This window comes from Bacillus pumilus, from assembly GCF_900186955.1.
Taxonomy (GTDB): domain Bacteria; phylum Bacillota; class Bacilli; order Bacillales; family Bacillaceae; genus Bacillus; species Bacillus pumilus.
The window spans coordinates 3,204,344-3,220,113 of record NZ_LT906438.1 but is presented as its reverse complement, the minus strand read 5'-3'; the positions used below and the strand labels follow the sequence as shown (position 1 = coordinate 3,220,113).

At 44.4% G+C, this 15,770-nt stretch carries 14 protein-coding genes; all 14 read left to right on the top strand.

Going from position 1 to position 15,770, the window contains the following annotated elements; genetic code table 11:
- Positions 1 to 74: 74 nt before the first annotated feature.
- The 14 genes from CKW02_RS16890 to nikC all read left to right on the top strand — a co-directional run bounded on the left by CKW02_RS16890 (position 75) and on the right by nikC (position 15,770).
- Entirely contained in the window at positions 75 to 1,949 is a 1,875-nt protein-coding gene (locus CKW02_RS16890) for a polysaccharide biosynthesis protein (RefSeq protein ID WP_003212834.1), read from the top strand.
- Positions 1,915 to 3,054, top strand: coding sequence for a glycosyltransferase family 4 protein (locus tag CKW02_RS16885; RefSeq protein ID WP_003212708.1), 1,140 nt, complete (start codon positions 1,915 to 1,917; stop codon positions 3,052 to 3,054). Before CKW02_RS16890 ends, CKW02_RS16885 begins: the two co-directional genes overlap by 35 nt.
- A gap of 2 nt (positions 3,055 to 3,056) precedes the next feature.
- On the top strand, positions 3,057 to 3,896 hold the full coding sequence (locus CKW02_RS16880; protein ID WP_003213036.1) for a glycosyltransferase EpsE: 840 nt from the start codon (positions 3,057 to 3,059) through the stop codon (positions 3,894 to 3,896).
- Positions 3,889 to 5,019, top strand: a complete 1,131-nt coding sequence (locus CKW02_RS16875; protein WP_095117889.1) for a glycosyltransferase family 1 protein — start codon at positions 3,889 to 3,891, stop codon at positions 5,017 to 5,019. The genes CKW02_RS16880 and CKW02_RS16875 overlap by 8 nt, the downstream gene beginning before the upstream one ends.
- Before the next feature lie 14 nt (positions 5,020 to 5,033).
- Entirely contained in the window at positions 5,034 to 6,137 is a 1,104-nt protein-coding gene (locus CKW02_RS16870) for an EpsG family protein (RefSeq protein ID WP_003213102.1), read from the top strand.
- Between the two features lie 27 nt (positions 6,138 to 6,164).
- Positions 6,165 to 7,187: a glycosyltransferase family 2 protein gene (locus CKW02_RS16865; protein ID WP_003212646.1), complete on the top strand. Its 1,023-nt coding sequence runs from the start codon at positions 6,165 to 6,167 to the stop codon at positions 7,185 to 7,187.
- Positions 7,188 to 7,192: 5 nt separating this feature from the next.
- Positions 7,193 to 8,221 (top strand): polysaccharide pyruvyl transferase family protein, encoded by a 1,029-nt coding sequence (locus CKW02_RS16860; protein WP_050782670.1) that lies wholly within the window; start codon positions 7,193 to 7,195, stop codon positions 8,219 to 8,221.
- A gap of 28 nt (positions 8,222 to 8,249) precedes the next feature.
- Positions 8,250 to 9,764: an MATE family efflux transporter gene (locus CKW02_RS16855; RefSeq protein WP_003212858.1), complete on the top strand. Its 1,515-nt coding sequence runs from the start codon at positions 8,250 to 8,252 to the stop codon at positions 9,762 to 9,764.
- A gap of 20 nt (positions 9,765 to 9,784) precedes the next feature.
- The gene (locus tag CKW02_RS16850) at positions 9,785 to 10,378 is read left to right on the top strand and encodes a sugar transferase (protein WP_080550302.1); all 594 of its coding nucleotides are present in this window, start codon (positions 9,785 to 9,787) and stop codon (positions 10,376 to 10,378) included.
- On the top strand, positions 10,341 to 11,027 hold the full coding sequence (locus CKW02_RS16845; protein WP_050782669.1) for an acetyltransferase: 687 nt from the start codon (positions 10,341 to 10,343) through the stop codon (positions 11,025 to 11,027). The genes CKW02_RS16850 and CKW02_RS16845 overlap by 38 nt, the downstream gene beginning before the upstream one ends.
- Positions 11,027 to 12,205 (top strand): DegT/DnrJ/EryC1/StrS family aminotransferase, encoded by a 1,179-nt coding sequence (locus tag CKW02_RS16840; protein WP_003213516.1) that lies wholly within the window; start codon positions 11,027 to 11,029, stop codon positions 12,203 to 12,205. Before CKW02_RS16845 ends, CKW02_RS16840 begins: the two co-directional genes overlap by 1 nt.
- Before the next feature lie 149 nt (positions 12,206 to 12,354).
- Positions 12,355 to 13,977 carry a nickel ABC transporter substrate-binding protein gene (gene nikA / locus CKW02_RS16835; protein WP_095117887.1) on the top strand — a complete coding sequence of 541 codons (1,623 nt, stop codon included), beginning with the start codon at positions 12,355 to 12,357 and terminating at the stop codon, positions 13,975 to 13,977.
- An 18-nt stretch (positions 13,978 to 13,995) separates the two neighbouring features.
- Positions 13,996 to 14,940: a nickel ABC transporter permease subunit NikB gene (gene nikB / locus CKW02_RS16830; protein ID WP_003212889.1), complete on the top strand. Its 945-nt coding sequence runs from the start codon at positions 13,996 to 13,998 to the stop codon at positions 14,938 to 14,940.
- Complete coding sequence (gene nikC, locus CKW02_RS16825) at positions 14,937 to 15,770, top strand: nickel ABC transporter permease subunit NikC (protein WP_003213255.1); 834 nt, start codon at positions 14,937 to 14,939, stop codon at positions 15,768 to 15,770. Before nikB ends, nikC begins: the two co-directional genes overlap by 4 nt.

Genomic DNA, 15,770 nt, shown 5'->3' with positions numbered 1-15,770 from the left:
ATAGTGGGATGTGAGGACGGGTTTGATGCCCATTTTACGTAAGAATAGTGATGTTTTAAAAAGGGGGAGGAGCGTTGACTTACGCCCAAAGATTATCAATCATCGTGGCACTAGATTCATATCTCATCTTAGTGGCTGTCTTTTTTGGTTTTCAATTTGTCCAAGAAGCGGCGTTAACTGTTTATACATTTGAAATGCTCGTCATTTCTTCGCTCAGTCTACTCATTGGGCACCATTTGTTTTCGTATATTTTTCACGTGTACAAGCAAGTATGGGCTTATACAGGGGTAAGAGAGCTATTTTCTTTAATGAAGACCTTTGTATGTTCTTTTTTATTTTCAATGGCAATGCTGTACCTTTTCGTGCAGACATGGCCCTTCCGTTTTTTATTCATCGTGTGGCTTTTTCACGTATTATTCATCGGTGCATCTCGAATGGCGTCCCGGCTATTACATGATGGGGCAAAGCGGCTGCAGGTAGAAAAGGAGCGGGCCTTAATCATTGGCGCCGGATCAGCTGGGACGATCATCGTTCGTCAGCTTCAGCAATCGAGTGATGTACATATTGAGCCAGTCGCCTTCATAGATGATGACAAGACGAAGCATAGGCTTGAAATCATGGGACTGCCTGTTCTAGGGGGAAAAGAACAGATTCAAACAGCTGTTGTGATGATGGATATTCAAAAGATCATCATCGCCATTCCGTCCAAAAGCAGCCATACGTTAAAAGGGCTGTATAAGGAATGCGTAGCGACTGGGGTTAAAACGCAGATCATGCCGGAGATGGAGCAGATTTTAAAAGGAACCCATGCGCTGAATCAATTACGAGATGTACAGCCAGAGGATTTATTAGGTAGAGAACCGATTCAATTAGATTCGAGCCGTCTATCTGTCCATTTAAAGGGGAAAACCATCATGGTCACAGGGGCAGGCGGATCGATTGGGTCAGAAATCTGTCGTCAAATTTGTGTGTTTGCTCCTCAAGCGATTGTGCTTGTGGGACATGGAGAATTTAGCATTCATTCTATTTTACTAGAGCTGAAAGAAATGTATGGGGACACCATCAGTCTCTATCCGCAAATTGCGGATATCCAAGATAAACAGAAAATGAGTGAAATCGTTGGTCAATTTCAGCCGGATATGATTTATCATGCTGCGGCACATAAGCACGTCCCGCTCATGGAGATCAGTCCAAAAGAAGCAGTAAAAAACAATATTATCGGGACAAAAAATGTCGCAGAAGCTGCACATGAGCATGGCATTGAAACATTCGTCCTCATTTCCTCTGATAAAGCGGTCAATCCTGCCAATGTGATGGGCGCCACAAAGCGATTTGCTGAAATGCTGATCATGCAAATGGGGGCAAGCAGTGACACAAAATTTGTCGCGGTTCGGTTTGGAAATGTACTCGGAAGCAGGGGAAGCGTCATTCCAATTTTTAAGAAACAGATTGAACAAGGCGGGCCGGTCACGGTCACACACCCAGCCATGACAAGATATTTTATGACCATTCCAGAGGCATCGAGACTTGTCATTCAGGCGGGTGCCTTGGCAGAAGGAAGACAGATTTTCGTATTAGATATGGGGGAGCCAGTGAAAATTGTTGACCTCGCAGAAAACCTCATTCACCTCTCAGGCTACACCACAGACCAGATTCCGATTACGTTCACAGGCATTCGCCCTGGGGAGAAAATGTATGAGGAACTACTCAACCAGCATGAAAAAGCACAGGAACAAATTTTCCCGAAAATTCATATCGGCCATGCGCTGGATGGAGACCCATATGTGCTGAACCGCTTTATCCATGAATTTGACATGATGAGTGAAGAGCAAATGAGAGAAGCATTGTTTGCTGCCATCGAATCGGATGATTTGTTGTCTGAACAGATGAAAAGAGAGGGGGAAGCGCTTGCTGATGAAGAAAAAAGTCTTGTTTTGCGCAACGGTTGACTATCATTTTAAGGCATTTCACCTTCCGTATTTCCGGTGGTTTCAGGAACAAGGATGGGAAGTGCATACAGCGGCAAATGGTCAGCTGGAGCTTCCCTATGTGGATCAAGCGCACTCGATTCCGATTCAGCGATCTCCTTTTCATGTGCACAACCGGTTTGCGTATGTGGAGCTGAAGAAGCTGTTAGCGAAAGAGCACTACGACTTTATCCATTGCCACACACCAATGGGAAGTGTGATTGGCAGACTAGCAGCCAAAAGCACGCGCAAAAAAGGGACGAAGGTTCTTTACACAGCACATGGTTTTCACTTTTGGCAAGGAGCACCGCTTCAAAACTGGCTGCTCTATTATCCGATTGAGCGATGGCTCGCCCGCCATACAGACGCTCTGATCACCATTAATGGAGAGGATTTTAAAAGAGCAGATCGTCTATCAAAAGAGCGGGCATCTGTCTACTATGTTCCTGGTATGGGTGTGGATATGAAACGATTTGCACCAGTTACTGCAAAAGAGAAGCAGCGTCTTCGTGCAGTCCATGGCTTTTCTTCAGAAGATTTTATTGTGCTGTGCGCTGGCGAATTAAATGCGAATAAAAACCAAGGGATGCTCATCAAAGCATGTGCCCAGCTATATAGGAAAATACCAAATGTGAAGATCGTGTTTGCCGGTGAAGGGGCAATGAGGCCGATGTATGAAAAGCTGGTTCACGAGCTCCATCTTGAAAAGCATGTCCACTTTGCTGGTTTTTGCAAACAAATTGAGGAATGGATGCATTTGAGTGATGTATGTGTGTCGACTAGTTTGAGAGAAGGGCTCGGCATGAATCTGCTTGAAGCGATGTCTGCGGAAAAGCCGGTCATTGCAACAGAGAATAGAGGACACTGTGAGTTGATCAGACATGGTGTGAATGGTTTTTTAGTCAAACCGCATGATGTGAATGATTTGGCTGAATATTTGCACCAGCTTTATCACAGAAGAGATCAGCTGCCCCTCATGGGAAAAGCGGGGCGCTCCTTAGCCCATGCATTTGCACAGGAGCAGACGGTGAGTGCTATGGAAGAAATTTATACAACTTATATGGATCAAGCAGAGAAGGTGATGTGAGCATGCATAAGCCAAAGGTGTCTATCATCATGGGCGTCTACAATTGCCAAGACACAGTAGAAGAAAGTATTGAATCCATTCTTCATCAAACATATGATAATTGGGAGTTCATCATATGTGATGACGCATCAACAGACGGCACCTATGAAAAAGTGCTGTCCTATACAAAACGAGAACCTGAAAGAATTCGCCTTATCCGCAATGAGCATAATCAAAGGCTCGCTGCCAGTCTGAATCGCTGTCTAGCTGAAGCGAGGGGAGACTTGATTGCAAGGCAGGATGGCGACGATATATCAGTACTTGATCGTTTAGAAAAACAGGTGCATTTCCTTGAATCACATCCTGAATATGATGTGGTCGGGACGGCGATGACGGTGTTTGATGAATCGGGTACAAAAGGGGTACGTGCACTGATTTCAGAGCCTGATCGAAAAGTGCTGGCAAGAGGGACGCCTTTTTGTCATGGAACCATTATGATGAGGGCTGCTGCGTACAAGGCTTTAAATGGATATCGCTCTGTGAAAACAACGAGGCGGATGGAAGATATTGATCTGTGGATCCGTTTTTTTGCTACGGGGAGAAAAGGCTTTAATTTACAAGAGCCGTTATACCTTGTGAGAGAGGATGAAGCGGCTTTTCAGCGTCGTAGGTTTCAATATTCGATAGATAATGCTTGGCTCGTTTTAAAAGCATGCTGGTTATTAAAATTGCCGCCGGTTCATTATTTGTTTGCGCTAAAGCCGGTGATCCGCGCCTGTTTATCACCGAAGATCATGAAATTTTATCACCAGCGGAAGCTGGAGGCGTCTTTGTTGAAAAGGAGGACGATTCGGGATGAGTGAGCCAAAGCGTGTACTTCATATTGTGGGCGGGATGAACCGCGGCGGAGCTGAAACGATGATCATGAACATCTATCGTGCACTCGATAGAAATGTCCTCCAATTTGACTTTATTACCCACCGGAAGGATGTCTGTGATTATGATGAGGAAATTCAGAGGCTCGGAGGACGTATCTTTTACGTCCCGAGTATTGGAGCGTCCTCTCCTTTGGTATTTGTCAGAACATTGACAAAGACGATCAAACGAACAGGACCGTATCAAGCAGTGCATGCACATACAGATTTTCAAACAGGCTTCTCTGCTCTTGCTGCGAAACTGGCGGGTGTAAAGGTGCGGATTTGTCATTCGCATAATACAGCTTGGAAACAGTCGCCAAATTGGGTAGACCATTTGATGCTCAAAGGGTTTCGCCGGCTGATTTTTGCATTTTCTACAAAGCTTGTTGCATGCGGTGAGGATGCCGGCTCCTTTTTATTTGGGCAGAAAAAAATGAAGAATAGACAGGTTGAGGTGCTGCCGAATGGGATTGATTTATCCCTTTTCTTTCAGCCTGATCCAGAAGAAAAGGTGAAGATCAAAAAGCAGCTGGGTCTTCAGGAAAAGAGTATGGTGATAGGTCATATTGGCCGTTTTCATGAACAAAAAAATCACGTTTTTTTTATGGAACTGGCACAGACCTTAAAGAAGCAGGGGGTCTCATTTCAGCTCGTCCTTGTAGGGGATGGACCGCTGAGGCAGGTGGTTGAATCATATACGGAAAAGGCCGGTTTGTTAGACAACATTGTCTTTACAGGCGTTGTATCGGACGTTCCAGACTATATGAAAGCATTTGATGTATTTGTGATGCCTTCCTTGTTTGAAGGCCTTCCGCTTGTTTTAGTGGAAGCACAGGCATCTGGATTGCCTTGTGTGATTTCAGATCATATTACAGAGGAAGTAGATTTAGGCTGCGGTCTTGTGAAAAGAATGTCGCTCCGGGATTCCGCGCATGAATGGATGAAGGCGGTGCTTGAAGCGTATCATGCAGAGCCTCCTCTTCAAGAGACCATTACGTACCAGCTTGAACAAAGAGGATTTGATGTCAAACAGAACATCACACGTGTGTTGAAAGGATATGGACTGTAAGGAAGGAATGGCAGATGGCGGTATATTTGGTGAACATGATCATGGTCTATTTATGGTCGAGCTTTGCCGCATTTTACGGCAGGCGTGATGATACCATTCAAAGCGGATGGCGGCCTAACAAGATTCTCGTGTTATTTCCGTTTTTGTTTCTTTGTATTGTCGCTGGTATTCGTTACAAAGTAGGAACCGATTTTGTCACATATGGACAGATGTATGAGTTCTCCATCAATTATGAAAAGCCTTGGCACATATTCGGATTTGGTGTGGACAAGGCGGCCACTGACCCAGGATTTACGTTTATTTTATGGATGCTCAATCAACTGTCCCATGATCCGCAAATCATGTATATCTCGGTTGGGGCGATCACTTATTTTTTTATCATCAAGACGCTCATTCAATATGGTCGTCCCTTTGAGCTGAGTATGCTGCTTTTTCTCGGCACCTTTCATTATTACGCTTCGTTTAATGGCATGCGTCAGTATATGGTGGCGGCGGTTCTTTTTTATGCCATCCGTCTTGTGATCAATGGTCAGTGGAAATTGTATTTTCCGCTCGTCCTCGTATGTTCATTGTTTCATTCATCGGCTCTCATCATGATTCCTGTGTATTTTATCGTGAGAACAAAATCGTGGTCTTGGATGATGCTGGTCTTATGCATGATTTTCTTAGGGTTAACCGCTCTTTATGACCGCTTTATTTCCGTGTTTGTCGTAATGCTGCAAGGCAGTTCATATGGGCATTACGAGGAATGGCTCACAACGAATACAAATGGAATGAATGTGACAAAAATCGGTGTATTGATTTTGCCGCTTTTGCTTGCGTTCTTTTATCGAAAACGGCTTCGTGAGCTGACGCCTGAGAGTGATTACGTTGTGAACTTTTGTTTGCTCGGTTTCTTGTTTGGCATCCTTGCCACCAAGGATGTCATTTATGCAAGATTTCATATTTATTTTGGCTTGTATCAGCTTATTTTACTGCCGTATTTCACACGTATTTTTGATCAGCGGTCTAATGTTTTTATCTATGTAGGGATTGCTGTTTGCTATATTCTGTACAGCATCATGCTGATGCCGTTCGATTCATCTGTGTTACCGTACAGGACGATATTTACAAAGTAGATTTTGAGAAAGGTGGGGCATGTTGTAATGCCAGCTATCAGTCTATTGGTCGCAGTCTACAATACGAGTCAGTATGTGGAGCAATGCCTTCAATCAATTGCAGATCAAAGTTTTTCAGATATAGAGGTTATTCTCGTGAATGATGGATCTACAGATCACAGCGGAGAATATCTTGAAGCATTTGCTGCACAAGATCAGCGGTTTCGGGTCATTCATCAAACCAATCAAGGGTTAGGCGCTGTGAGAAACCGGGGTATCGAAGAAGCAAAGGGCACGTATATTGCCTTTATTGATTCAGATGATATTCTCGCGCCTCATTACTGCGAAGCCTTGCATGAAAAAGCTGAAATGACCGGCGCAGATTTAGTGATCAGTGAGTACTGGATTCAATTTGAACAGTCAAAGCGAACCATACCAACGACGCTGTTAGCCGAGCGGTCGGCCGAAAAAACGATTTTAATTGAAGCGTTATTGCACGGAGACATGACGGGGTTCTCATGGAATAAGCTGTATCGGCGTGCCTTTATCGAAGAACACGACATTCGATTTCCGTTGCGGGGAGAACTTGAGAACATAGAAGATCAATATGTGACGCTGCGCTGTTTTTCTTTATCACGCAGCATTGCCTTTGTTCATGAACCTCTTTATTACTACCGTGTTCATCTATCTTCTATTGTGCAGCGATATCAAAAGCAGTATTTTCATCATGGACTAACCTTTTATCATGCACAGCGCTTGTTTTTGACAGAATATGATGACATCTCTCTGTATGAGAAGGCACTTGATTTTTTTATTGTCAATCACACTCTTCATTGTATGCTCAACGAATGGAAGAGCCAAAATGCACTCTCTCTTCGGGAAAAGCTTGATCATATGCGGGAAATGGTGACACACGAGGCTTTTCAGCATGCCGTCAAACAAGTGGAACCATCGAAGCTCACCGCGCGGAAGCGAATGATTTTATTCCTTGCGAAGTGCCGGCTGGTCTATCCACTTTCTGCCGCCGCTTCTAGCTATCAAAAATGGATCGAATATCAAACAAGGAAATAGGGGTGATGAGATTGACATTGCAGCAATTGAAGGCGCACGCCGCAGAGTGGCTGCTCTTAAAGGTTAAATATCCGCTTGAATATCGACTGAGCCGCCAAAGCCTGCCAGAGCGGAGTCATCAGAAGAAAATCATTCTCACGCTGCTGCCAGGACATGATAATTTAGGGGATCATGCGATTGCCTATGCGAGTTATTGTTTTTTAAAAGAGCACTTTCCCGCCTATGACATCATGGAAGTGGACATGAAAGAGATCTATCGCCTCGCCCGTCCGTTAAAGCGTATGCGGCACCCGGAAGACATCGTCTGTATCATCGGTGGGGGCAATATGGGGGACTTATACCGTTATGAAGAATGGACGAGACAATTTATCATGAAAACCTTCAAGTCCTATCCGGTGATTCAACTGCCGGCCACTGCCCATTTTACAGAAACAAAGAGAGGAAAAAGAGAGGAACGCCGCGCCATTCAAACATACAAACACCATCCGAGGCTGCTTCTCATGGCAAGAGATCAAACAACCTACACTTGGATGAAGCAGCACTTCCCTGATCAAGATGTGTGGAAACAGCCTGATATGGTGCTGACATTAGATGAATCAAACAAGGAACAAAAACGTGAAGGGGTTTTACTTTGTTTGCGAGAGGATAAGGAAGCGTACCTCACCGAAAAGGAGCGGCGGCAGCTAAAGCAGCAAATTCAAGAGACGTATGATCAAGTCGATTTGATCACAACGACAATTGGCAAACGAGTGGATCGAACGACTCGCTTAGATGAATTATCTGCCTTATGGATAGAGTTAAGTAAGGCGCAGGTCGTCGTGACAGACCGGCTTCACGGTATGATTTTTTGTGCGATTACGCAAACACCATGTGTTGTCCTCAGGTCGTTTGATCATAAGGTGATGGAAGGGTATGAATGGGTGGCTCATCTTCCGTTTTTGACGCTATTGAAAGATCCGAATGGGGCGTCTGTGAAAGAGGCGATTCATCAGCTGATGAAAACGAGCGGACAAAAGGGAGAGGAAGCTGGATGAAGGCTTTTACACGCTGCGTGAAATCAAAATGAATCGAGCGTTTCTTTACAATGCCAGTGCAAACATCATGACGTTTGTCTTGATGATGCTTATGTCTGTTTGTTTAACACCGTACATCGTTCATACACTTGGAGTCGAAGCATTCGGCTTAATCCATCTGACGCAAAATATGATCAACTATTTATCGGTTATTACGGCGTCATTAAGTGCTGTGGTGGTGCGCTTTTTTTCTGTGGCGGCTCATAAAGGGGAAATGGAGAGGGCGCAGCGCTATCTCTCATCTTATTTCGTCAGTTCCATTTTTTTATCGATCAGTCTTTTTCTGTTTTGTCTATTCATGTCCCGCCAGCTGGTAGAGTGGCTTCATGTGCCTATTTATCTCGCAAAAGACACACAGACCGCCTTTATATTAGGGGGTCTTTTATTTATGCTCAATTTTGTCATGTCCGGCATTGGGGCTGCGCCGTTTTATGCGAATAAGTTATATGTATCAAGTATTGGTCAGGCTATTCAAATGTTTTTGAGGGCAATGATGATTGTGCTGCTGTTTACATGGACGGCACCCGCCATCTGGCATATTCCACTTGCGGCTGTGATAGGAAGCTTGGCGGCTATGGGAATTGGTATCTATTATTTTAAAAAGCTTATTCCTTGGTTTTCGTTTAAGTGGCGGCACGTTTCACTATCTTCTAGTCTTACACTTGTTCGATCAGGGGTCTGGCATTCTTTTGAGCAAATGGGGATTTTGCTATTTTTACAGATTGATTTATTGATGACGAATCTGCTCATTGGAGCGGAAGCGACGGGACAGTATGCGGCGATACTACAATTTCCATTATTATTACGCACACTCGCAGGGACATTGGCGGTTGTATTTGCCCCAACGATTACGAAATTTTACTCGAATCAAGATGAAAAAGGTCTCATTCAATATGCAGCCAGTGCCATTAAGTGGAGCGGATTATTTGTCGCGTTTCCGGCCGCTCTGCTAGGAGGACTTGCCGGTCCGCTCATGCTTTTATGGCTTGGACCTGCCTTTGAAGAGCTGAAATGGCTTCTTATGATTCATGCTGCTTATTTATGCTTGACCTTGATGTTTTTACCGCTGACATATGTGCCGACCGCTTTTAATCGATTGAAGGTTCCAGCGGTGGTCACGCTCATATTAGGTGTATCCAATGTACTTTTTGCCTATGGATTGACTCATACGCTTCAGCTTGGTTTATACGGCATTGCATCAGCGGGAGCGATTGTTTTATTGATCAAAAATATTGTGTTTCTGCCATTTTATACGGCCCGCATCACGAATCAGAAACGCACCATCTTTTACAAACATACGATGGTTCCACTTGCAGGAGCGCTCATGATTTGGGGCGTCTGTGCAGGAATTCAAGCGATTTATGACGTGACGTCCTGGTGGGAGCTGTTTTGTATTGGCGGTCTATGTTTCTTTCTTTATATGGGCTACTTGTATCAATTTGCAGGAACAAAACGAGAGCGGCAGCAGCTGGTGCATAAGGTAAAACAAGCTGTTTCCCGCTAGTGAGATAAGGAGATTTCATGATGAAAAGAATGTTAGATGTGATGGTGGCATTGACGCTTCTCATCGCAGGCAGTTTTCTTTTTCCTCTGCTTTATGGACTGATTCGGTGGAAAATTGGGACGCCTGTGTTGTTTCGGCAGAAGCGGCCTGGTCTGTATGGCCGGCCATTTATGCTATATAAATTTCGGACGATGACCGATGAACGTGACGAGCAAGGGGCGCTCCTGCCAGATCATCTTCGATTAACAAAAACCGGCGCTTTGATTCGCAAGCTCAGTCTTGATGAATTGCCGCAGCTAGTCAATGTCCTAAAAGGAGAGCTCAGTCTCGTTGGACCAAGGCCGCTTCTGATGGAGTATTTGCCGATGTATACAGAGGAGCAAGCAAGGCGCCATCTTGTCAAGCCTGGCATTACTGGATGGGCACAGGTGAATGGAAGGAACACGATCTCTTGGGAGGAGAAATTCACCTATGACCTCTGGTACGTCGAGCATCAATCATTTTGGCTTGATATGAAAATTTTATGGATGACCTTGCTGAAAGTCATCAAAACAGAGGGGGTGCAGCAGCCGCATCATGCCACAGCTGAAAAATTCAAAGGAACTGATATGTAAAGAGCAACCGATTGGTTTAATTGGGGCTGGCGGGCATAGCAAAGTCATTCAAGAAATGATTGCTGTCCATCCCGATTACTCATTATGTGCCGTATTAGATGATCAATTTGAAGAGACGACGACTCAAAGCAGTATCTTGTATGGACCGATCTCCATGAGTCAACAGCTGAGAGAGACAATGCCACATATGAAATGGCTGATTGCGATCGGACAAAATGAGAGCAGACAGTTAGTAAAGGAACGCCTCTCCTTTGAAAACACGGCATTTGCCACACTCATCCATCCACAGGCGGTCGTAAGTCCATCAGCAGTCATTGGAAGGGGAACTGTCGTGATGGCAAGGGCAGTAGTTCAAGCAGATGCAGCAATCGGTGAACATGCGATTATCAACACAGGATCTATCGTAGAGCATGACTGTATACTCGAATCGTTTGTCCATCTGTCACCAGGAGCAGTGTTAACTGGCTGTGTGTCTGTACGAATGGGTACCCATATTGGGGCAGGAGCTGTTGTGATACCCGGGACATCGATCGGAAGCTGGACAATCATTGGCGCAGGAGCCGCAGTAACAAGAGATATACACGATCAGAAAGTCGCTGTAGGCATTCCTGCAATAGAAATCAAAGATCGGCGAGAGGGTGGGAAATGATGCAAGAAAGAAAACGAATTTACTTATCACCACCGCATATGAGCGGAAAAGAGTATTTGAAAATAGAGGAAGCCTTCAAGAGCAACTGGATTGCACCGCTTGGACCTCTTGTGAATGAATTTGAGCAGGCAGTTGCGCGCTATGCAGGAGTGGATGCAGGAGCGGCTTTATCTTCTGGAACAGCAGCAATTCACCTCGCCTTAAAGCTTATTGGCGTTCAAAAAGGGGACATTGTCTTTTGTTCCACCCTCACATTTGTTGCAACTGCAAATCCGATTTTATATGAACAAGCGACACCCGTTTTTATTGATTCTGAAAGGGATACATGGAATATGTGCCCGATTGCTTTAGAAAAGGCATTTGTGGAATCAAAACGACTTGGAAAAAGACCCCGTGCTGTCATTGTCGTGCATTTATATGGACAAAGCGCAAAAATGGACGAGATTCTGGCGTTGTGTGAAGCATATGATGTACCAGTCATTGAGGATGCGGCTGAATCGTTAGGCTCTCTATATAAAGGAAAAAAAAGCGGCTCAATGGGCAGGTTCGGTGTCTATTCGTTTAATGGCAATAAAATCATTACAACATCAGGCGGCGGAATGCTTGTGAGTGATGATGAAGCTGCGATCGAACGCTGCCGCTTTCTCGCTTCACAGGCTAGAGAACGCGCGATGCATTATGAGCATCAAGAGATAGGATACAACTATCGCATGAGCAACCTGCTAGCAGGCGTCGGGATTGCTCAGATGGAAATATTGGACGAGCGTGTTGAACAAAAGCGCCGCATTTTCAGGCGTTATCAGGAGGCGTTATCTAAAGTAGAGGGTCTTTATTTCATGCCTGAATATCAAGACACCAAGTCCAACCGCTGGCTGACGACATTGACTATTGATCGCGATAAAAATACCTCTCCAGTGGACATCATTGCTGCACTAGAAGAAGAACAGATTGAAGCAAGACGTGTATGGAAGCCGCTGCACGAGCAGCCGCTCTTTCGTGATTGTCCCTTTTATTCAGCGGCGAAAGGCACTCCCGTATCTGAATTGTTATTTGAAACAGGGCTTTGTCTCCCCTCTGGAACAAGTATGACAGACGCTGAACAGGATCGTATCATTGACACACTTCGTCATGCCCTGCGAGAAAAAACCTTCACCTCTTCACAGGCTGCTCACTCGTAAGCAGCCTGCCTCTCTTTTTATCAAATTCATCAATTTGTGGAATAAATAGGTTTATTTATTGTCAATTCGTTTTAAATATGATATTGACAACGGGGTCCTTCCTCCTTAAAATGAAAATGATTATCAGCATCAATTAGGAGGAACATCTTATGTTTATTAGGAGTCAATTTTTTCCGAAAATTAAAATAAATACAGTCATCCCTTTCCTGCTTATCTTTTTATTAGTAGGCTGTTCTCAAGCAAACAATGGGGCAGATGGAAACAAGGATCATCCTGACATGATCACGATGGCTTGGCCGAGAGATATTGGCGAAATGAATCCGCACGTATACAACCCATCACAATTGTTCGCGCAATCAATGATTTATGAGCCATTGGTCAGCTATCAAAAGAATGGAAAGCTAAAACCTGAATTAGCGAAATCATGGGATGTGTCAAAGGATGGCAAGGTGTACACGTTCCATCTAAGAGACAAAGTGACATTTTCAGATGGATCTGAGTTTAATGCAAACATTGTGAAAAAGAACTTTGATTCCATCTTGAAAAACAAGGATATACATAGCTGGTTAGGTGTGATAAAAAAGATCAAAAAGACAGAAGCAGTAGACAAGAAAACATTTAAACTCACATTAACAGAGCCATATTATCCAACTGTTCAAGAATTAGCCGTTGTCCGCCCGGTTCGTTTCTTAGGCGAAGCAGACTTCCCTAAAAACGGTGATACGTCAAAAGGAATTGAAAAACCAGTGGGAACAGGCCCTTGGGTATTAAAAACATATCAAAAAGATGACTATGCCATTTTCGAACGAAATGATCATTATTGGGGAGAAAAACCAAAGGTCAAAGAAATCAAAGTCAAGGTCATCCCAGATGCGGAAACGAGAGTCATGGCATTTGAAAAAGGTGATGTAGACGTCCTTTACGGAGAAGGAACCATTAGCCTGGATGCCTACAAACAGTTAGAGGCGAGCGGTAAGTATGAAACAAAAATGTCAGAGCCGGTAGCAACGAGACAGCTTGTCATGAACACAAAAGTGGATCAGCTGTCAGATGAGAAAGTGCGACATGCCCTTCAATATGCGATCAATAAGAAGTCAATGGTAGAAGGTGTTACCTCTGGCTTAGAGGATGAAGCAGATCACATATTGCCGACCAACATGCCTTACACATCTGATATTAAGGTGAAGTCGTTCCAATATGATGTAGACAAAGCGAAAGCATTGCTGGATGAAGCAGGCTGGACACTACCAAAAGGAAAAACCGTTCGTGAAAAAGATGGAAAAACGCTTGAATTTAGTATGATGTATGATTCAGCAGAATCGATTCAAAAAGCGATGGCTGAGACGCTTCAAGCAGAATGGGGTGCCATTGGCGTTGGTGTCAAACTTGAAGGTGTGGAGCTGGCAACACAGGTGCAGCGCTTTAAAGCTAATAAGTTTGATATGAACTTCTTTAGCAACTACGGAGCGCCATATGATCCGCATACATTTATGAACGTCGTCTCATCAGATGGTTTTGGATTCAAAGAAGCCATCTCAGCCTATCCAAATAAGGACAAGCTGATCAAAGAAATGAGCGAAATTCCATCAACAACCAATGAAAACAAACGAAAAGCACTTTATTCGTCTGTCTTATCTTCATTACAGGATCAAGGGGCAATTGTGCCAATCTCTTATTTTAAAAAGACAGCCGTTTATCAAAAAAATGTGAAGGACTTTGAGTTCCCAGCAAATCGCGACGAACATCCATTCACAGGTATTAAGCTGAAGTAATAGAAGGAAGGTTAGGAAATGGGCCGCTATATCGTCAAACGCATGCTATCAATCATCCCTGTATTTTTATTAGCCACTCTTTTCACGACTGGTATGATTCACCTTTCGCCAGTCGACCCGGCTGAGGCATATTTAGCGGCGGCTCATATCCAGCCAACGGATGAAATATTAGCGCAAAAACGAAGTGAATTTGGTTTAGACCAACCGTTTTATATGCAGTATCTTCACACCATTGAAAAAGTCATTCATCTTGATTTTGGCAAATCATATATGTCCAACCAGCCTGTGCTCAATGAGGTGATCTATAGAATACCAGCGACGATTCAATTGGCGCTGACTAGTCTACTGATTGCAATTTGTGTCAGCATTCCACTCGGCTTTTTCAGCGGCATGAGGAAAAATGGCGTCGTTGATCATGTGAGCCGGCTCATTTCTTTCTTAGGAGCATCTATCCCGACATTTGTCTTGGGGTATTTGCTCATCTTCTTTTTTTCGGTGAAGCTCGATCTTCTACCGGTTGAAGGGGTGGGAACATGGGAGCATCTCATTCTGCCGTCGGTCACACTTGCCGTCCCTTTAATTGCGATGTATACAAGGCTATTACGATCAAGTGTGAGTGAGGCGCTTCAAGAGCCGTTTGTTCAATATGCGAGAATTAGAGGATTAAAGGAACGGTCGATCATGTTCAAGCATGTATTGAGAATCGCGATATCGCCAATGCTGACAGGGCTTGGGGTGAATCTTGGCAAGCTGCTGACAGGAACCATTATCGTAGAGGCAGTTTTTTCATGGCCAGGGTTTGGGCGCTTCTTTATTGAAGCGATCTTTAACCGGGATCTGCCGGTCATTCAATTCTATGTCCTTATGGCAGCATGTATCTTTATTTTGAGCAGCTTGATTGTGGACTTACTTCAGCTGATCATTGACCCCCGTATTTCCAGAAAGGAAGGCCGCCAGTCATGATGACAAAAGGAAAATATCTCTTCTCTCATCAAAAGCTGATCTCGATCTGCGTGGTGCTCCTTGGTCTATTGCTGATTGTGACAATATGTGCGCCGTGGATCGCTCCACATGATCCGGCGGCTGTCAATCTAGCGATGAAGCTAAAGGGATCTTCGTGGGAGTATCCTCTTGGGACAGATCAATTAGGCCGATGCAATTTATCTCGAATTTTATATGGTGCACGTGTTTCACTAGGCTGTGCGTTATTAATCTTTCTCTCTTCTTTATTGATTGGGTTAATCGTTGGTTTGTTGTCAGGTTACAAAGGTGGCTGGATCGATCACGTCTTAATGAGAATCTGCGACGGGATCATGGCATTCCCGAACCTGGTGCTGATCCTCGGATTAGTCGGCATCTTCGGTCCTGGACTTTCTCAAGTAGTGCTTGCCTTGATGCTTGTGCAGTGGGTATACTATGCTCGCGTCTTCCGAGGAATGGTGCTGAGTTTAAAAGAACAAAACTTTATTGCCGCTGCGAAAATCAGCGGGACATCCCACTGGAACATCATGAGAAAGCATATGATTCCAAATGTCCTGCCGCCACTCGCGGTCATTGGCACACTTGAAATGGGCTGGGCGATTATGGACATTTCAGCGATGTCCTTTCTCGGATTAGGCGTTCAGCCTCCTATGCCTGAATGGGGAGCAATGATCCATGAAGGGAAATCGTATATTCAAACGAATCCTCAGTTGATGCTGTATCCAGGTCTTGTCATCATGGCTGTCGTCGTCCTCTTTAATTTACTAGGAGAAGCCCTTTCAGAGAAATATGGTATCAAACGCCGTGTGTAA

Coding starts and splice junctions, on each gene's coding strand:
- CKW02_RS16855 (WP_003212858.1), top strand. CDS start 8,250: ATGAATCGAGCGTTTCTTTACAATGCCAGTGCAAACATCATGACGTTT.
- CKW02_RS16850 (WP_080550302.1), top strand. CDS start 9,785: ATGAAAAGAATGTTAGATGTGATGGTGGCATTGACGCTTCTCATCGCA.
- CKW02_RS16845 (WP_050782669.1), top strand. CDS start 10,341: ATGCCACAGCTGAAAAATTCAAAGGAACTGATATGTAAAGAGCAACCG.
- nikA (WP_095117887.1), top strand. CDS start 12,355: ATGTTTATTAGGAGTCAATTTTTTCCGAAAATTAAAATAAATACAGTC.
- CKW02_RS16875 (WP_095117889.1), top strand. CDS start 3,889: ATGAGTGAGCCAAAGCGTGTACTTCATATTGTGGGCGGGATGAACCGC.
- nikC (WP_003213255.1), top strand. CDS start 14,937: ATGATGACAAAAGGAAAATATCTCTTCTCTCATCAAAAGCTGATCTCG.
- CKW02_RS16840 (WP_003213516.1), top strand. CDS start 11,027: ATGCAAGAAAGAAAACGAATTTACTTATCACCACCGCATATGAGCGGA.
- CKW02_RS16860 (WP_050782670.1), top strand. CDS start 7,193: ATGAGATTGACATTGCAGCAATTGAAGGCGCACGCCGCAGAGTGGCTG.
- CKW02_RS16870 (WP_003213102.1), top strand. CDS start 5,034: ATGGCGGTATATTTGGTGAACATGATCATGGTCTATTTATGGTCGAGC.
- CKW02_RS16865 (WP_003212646.1), top strand. CDS start 6,165: ATGCCAGCTATCAGTCTATTGGTCGCAGTCTACAATACGAGTCAGTAT.
- nikB (WP_003212889.1), top strand. CDS start 13,996: ATGGGCCGCTATATCGTCAAACGCATGCTATCAATCATCCCTGTATTT.
- CKW02_RS16880 (WP_003213036.1), top strand. CDS start 3,057: ATGCATAAGCCAAAGGTGTCTATCATCATGGGCGTCTACAATTGCCAA.
- CKW02_RS16885 (WP_003212708.1), top strand. CDS start 1,915: ATGAAGAAAAAAGTCTTGTTTTGCGCAACGGTTGACTATCATTTTAAG.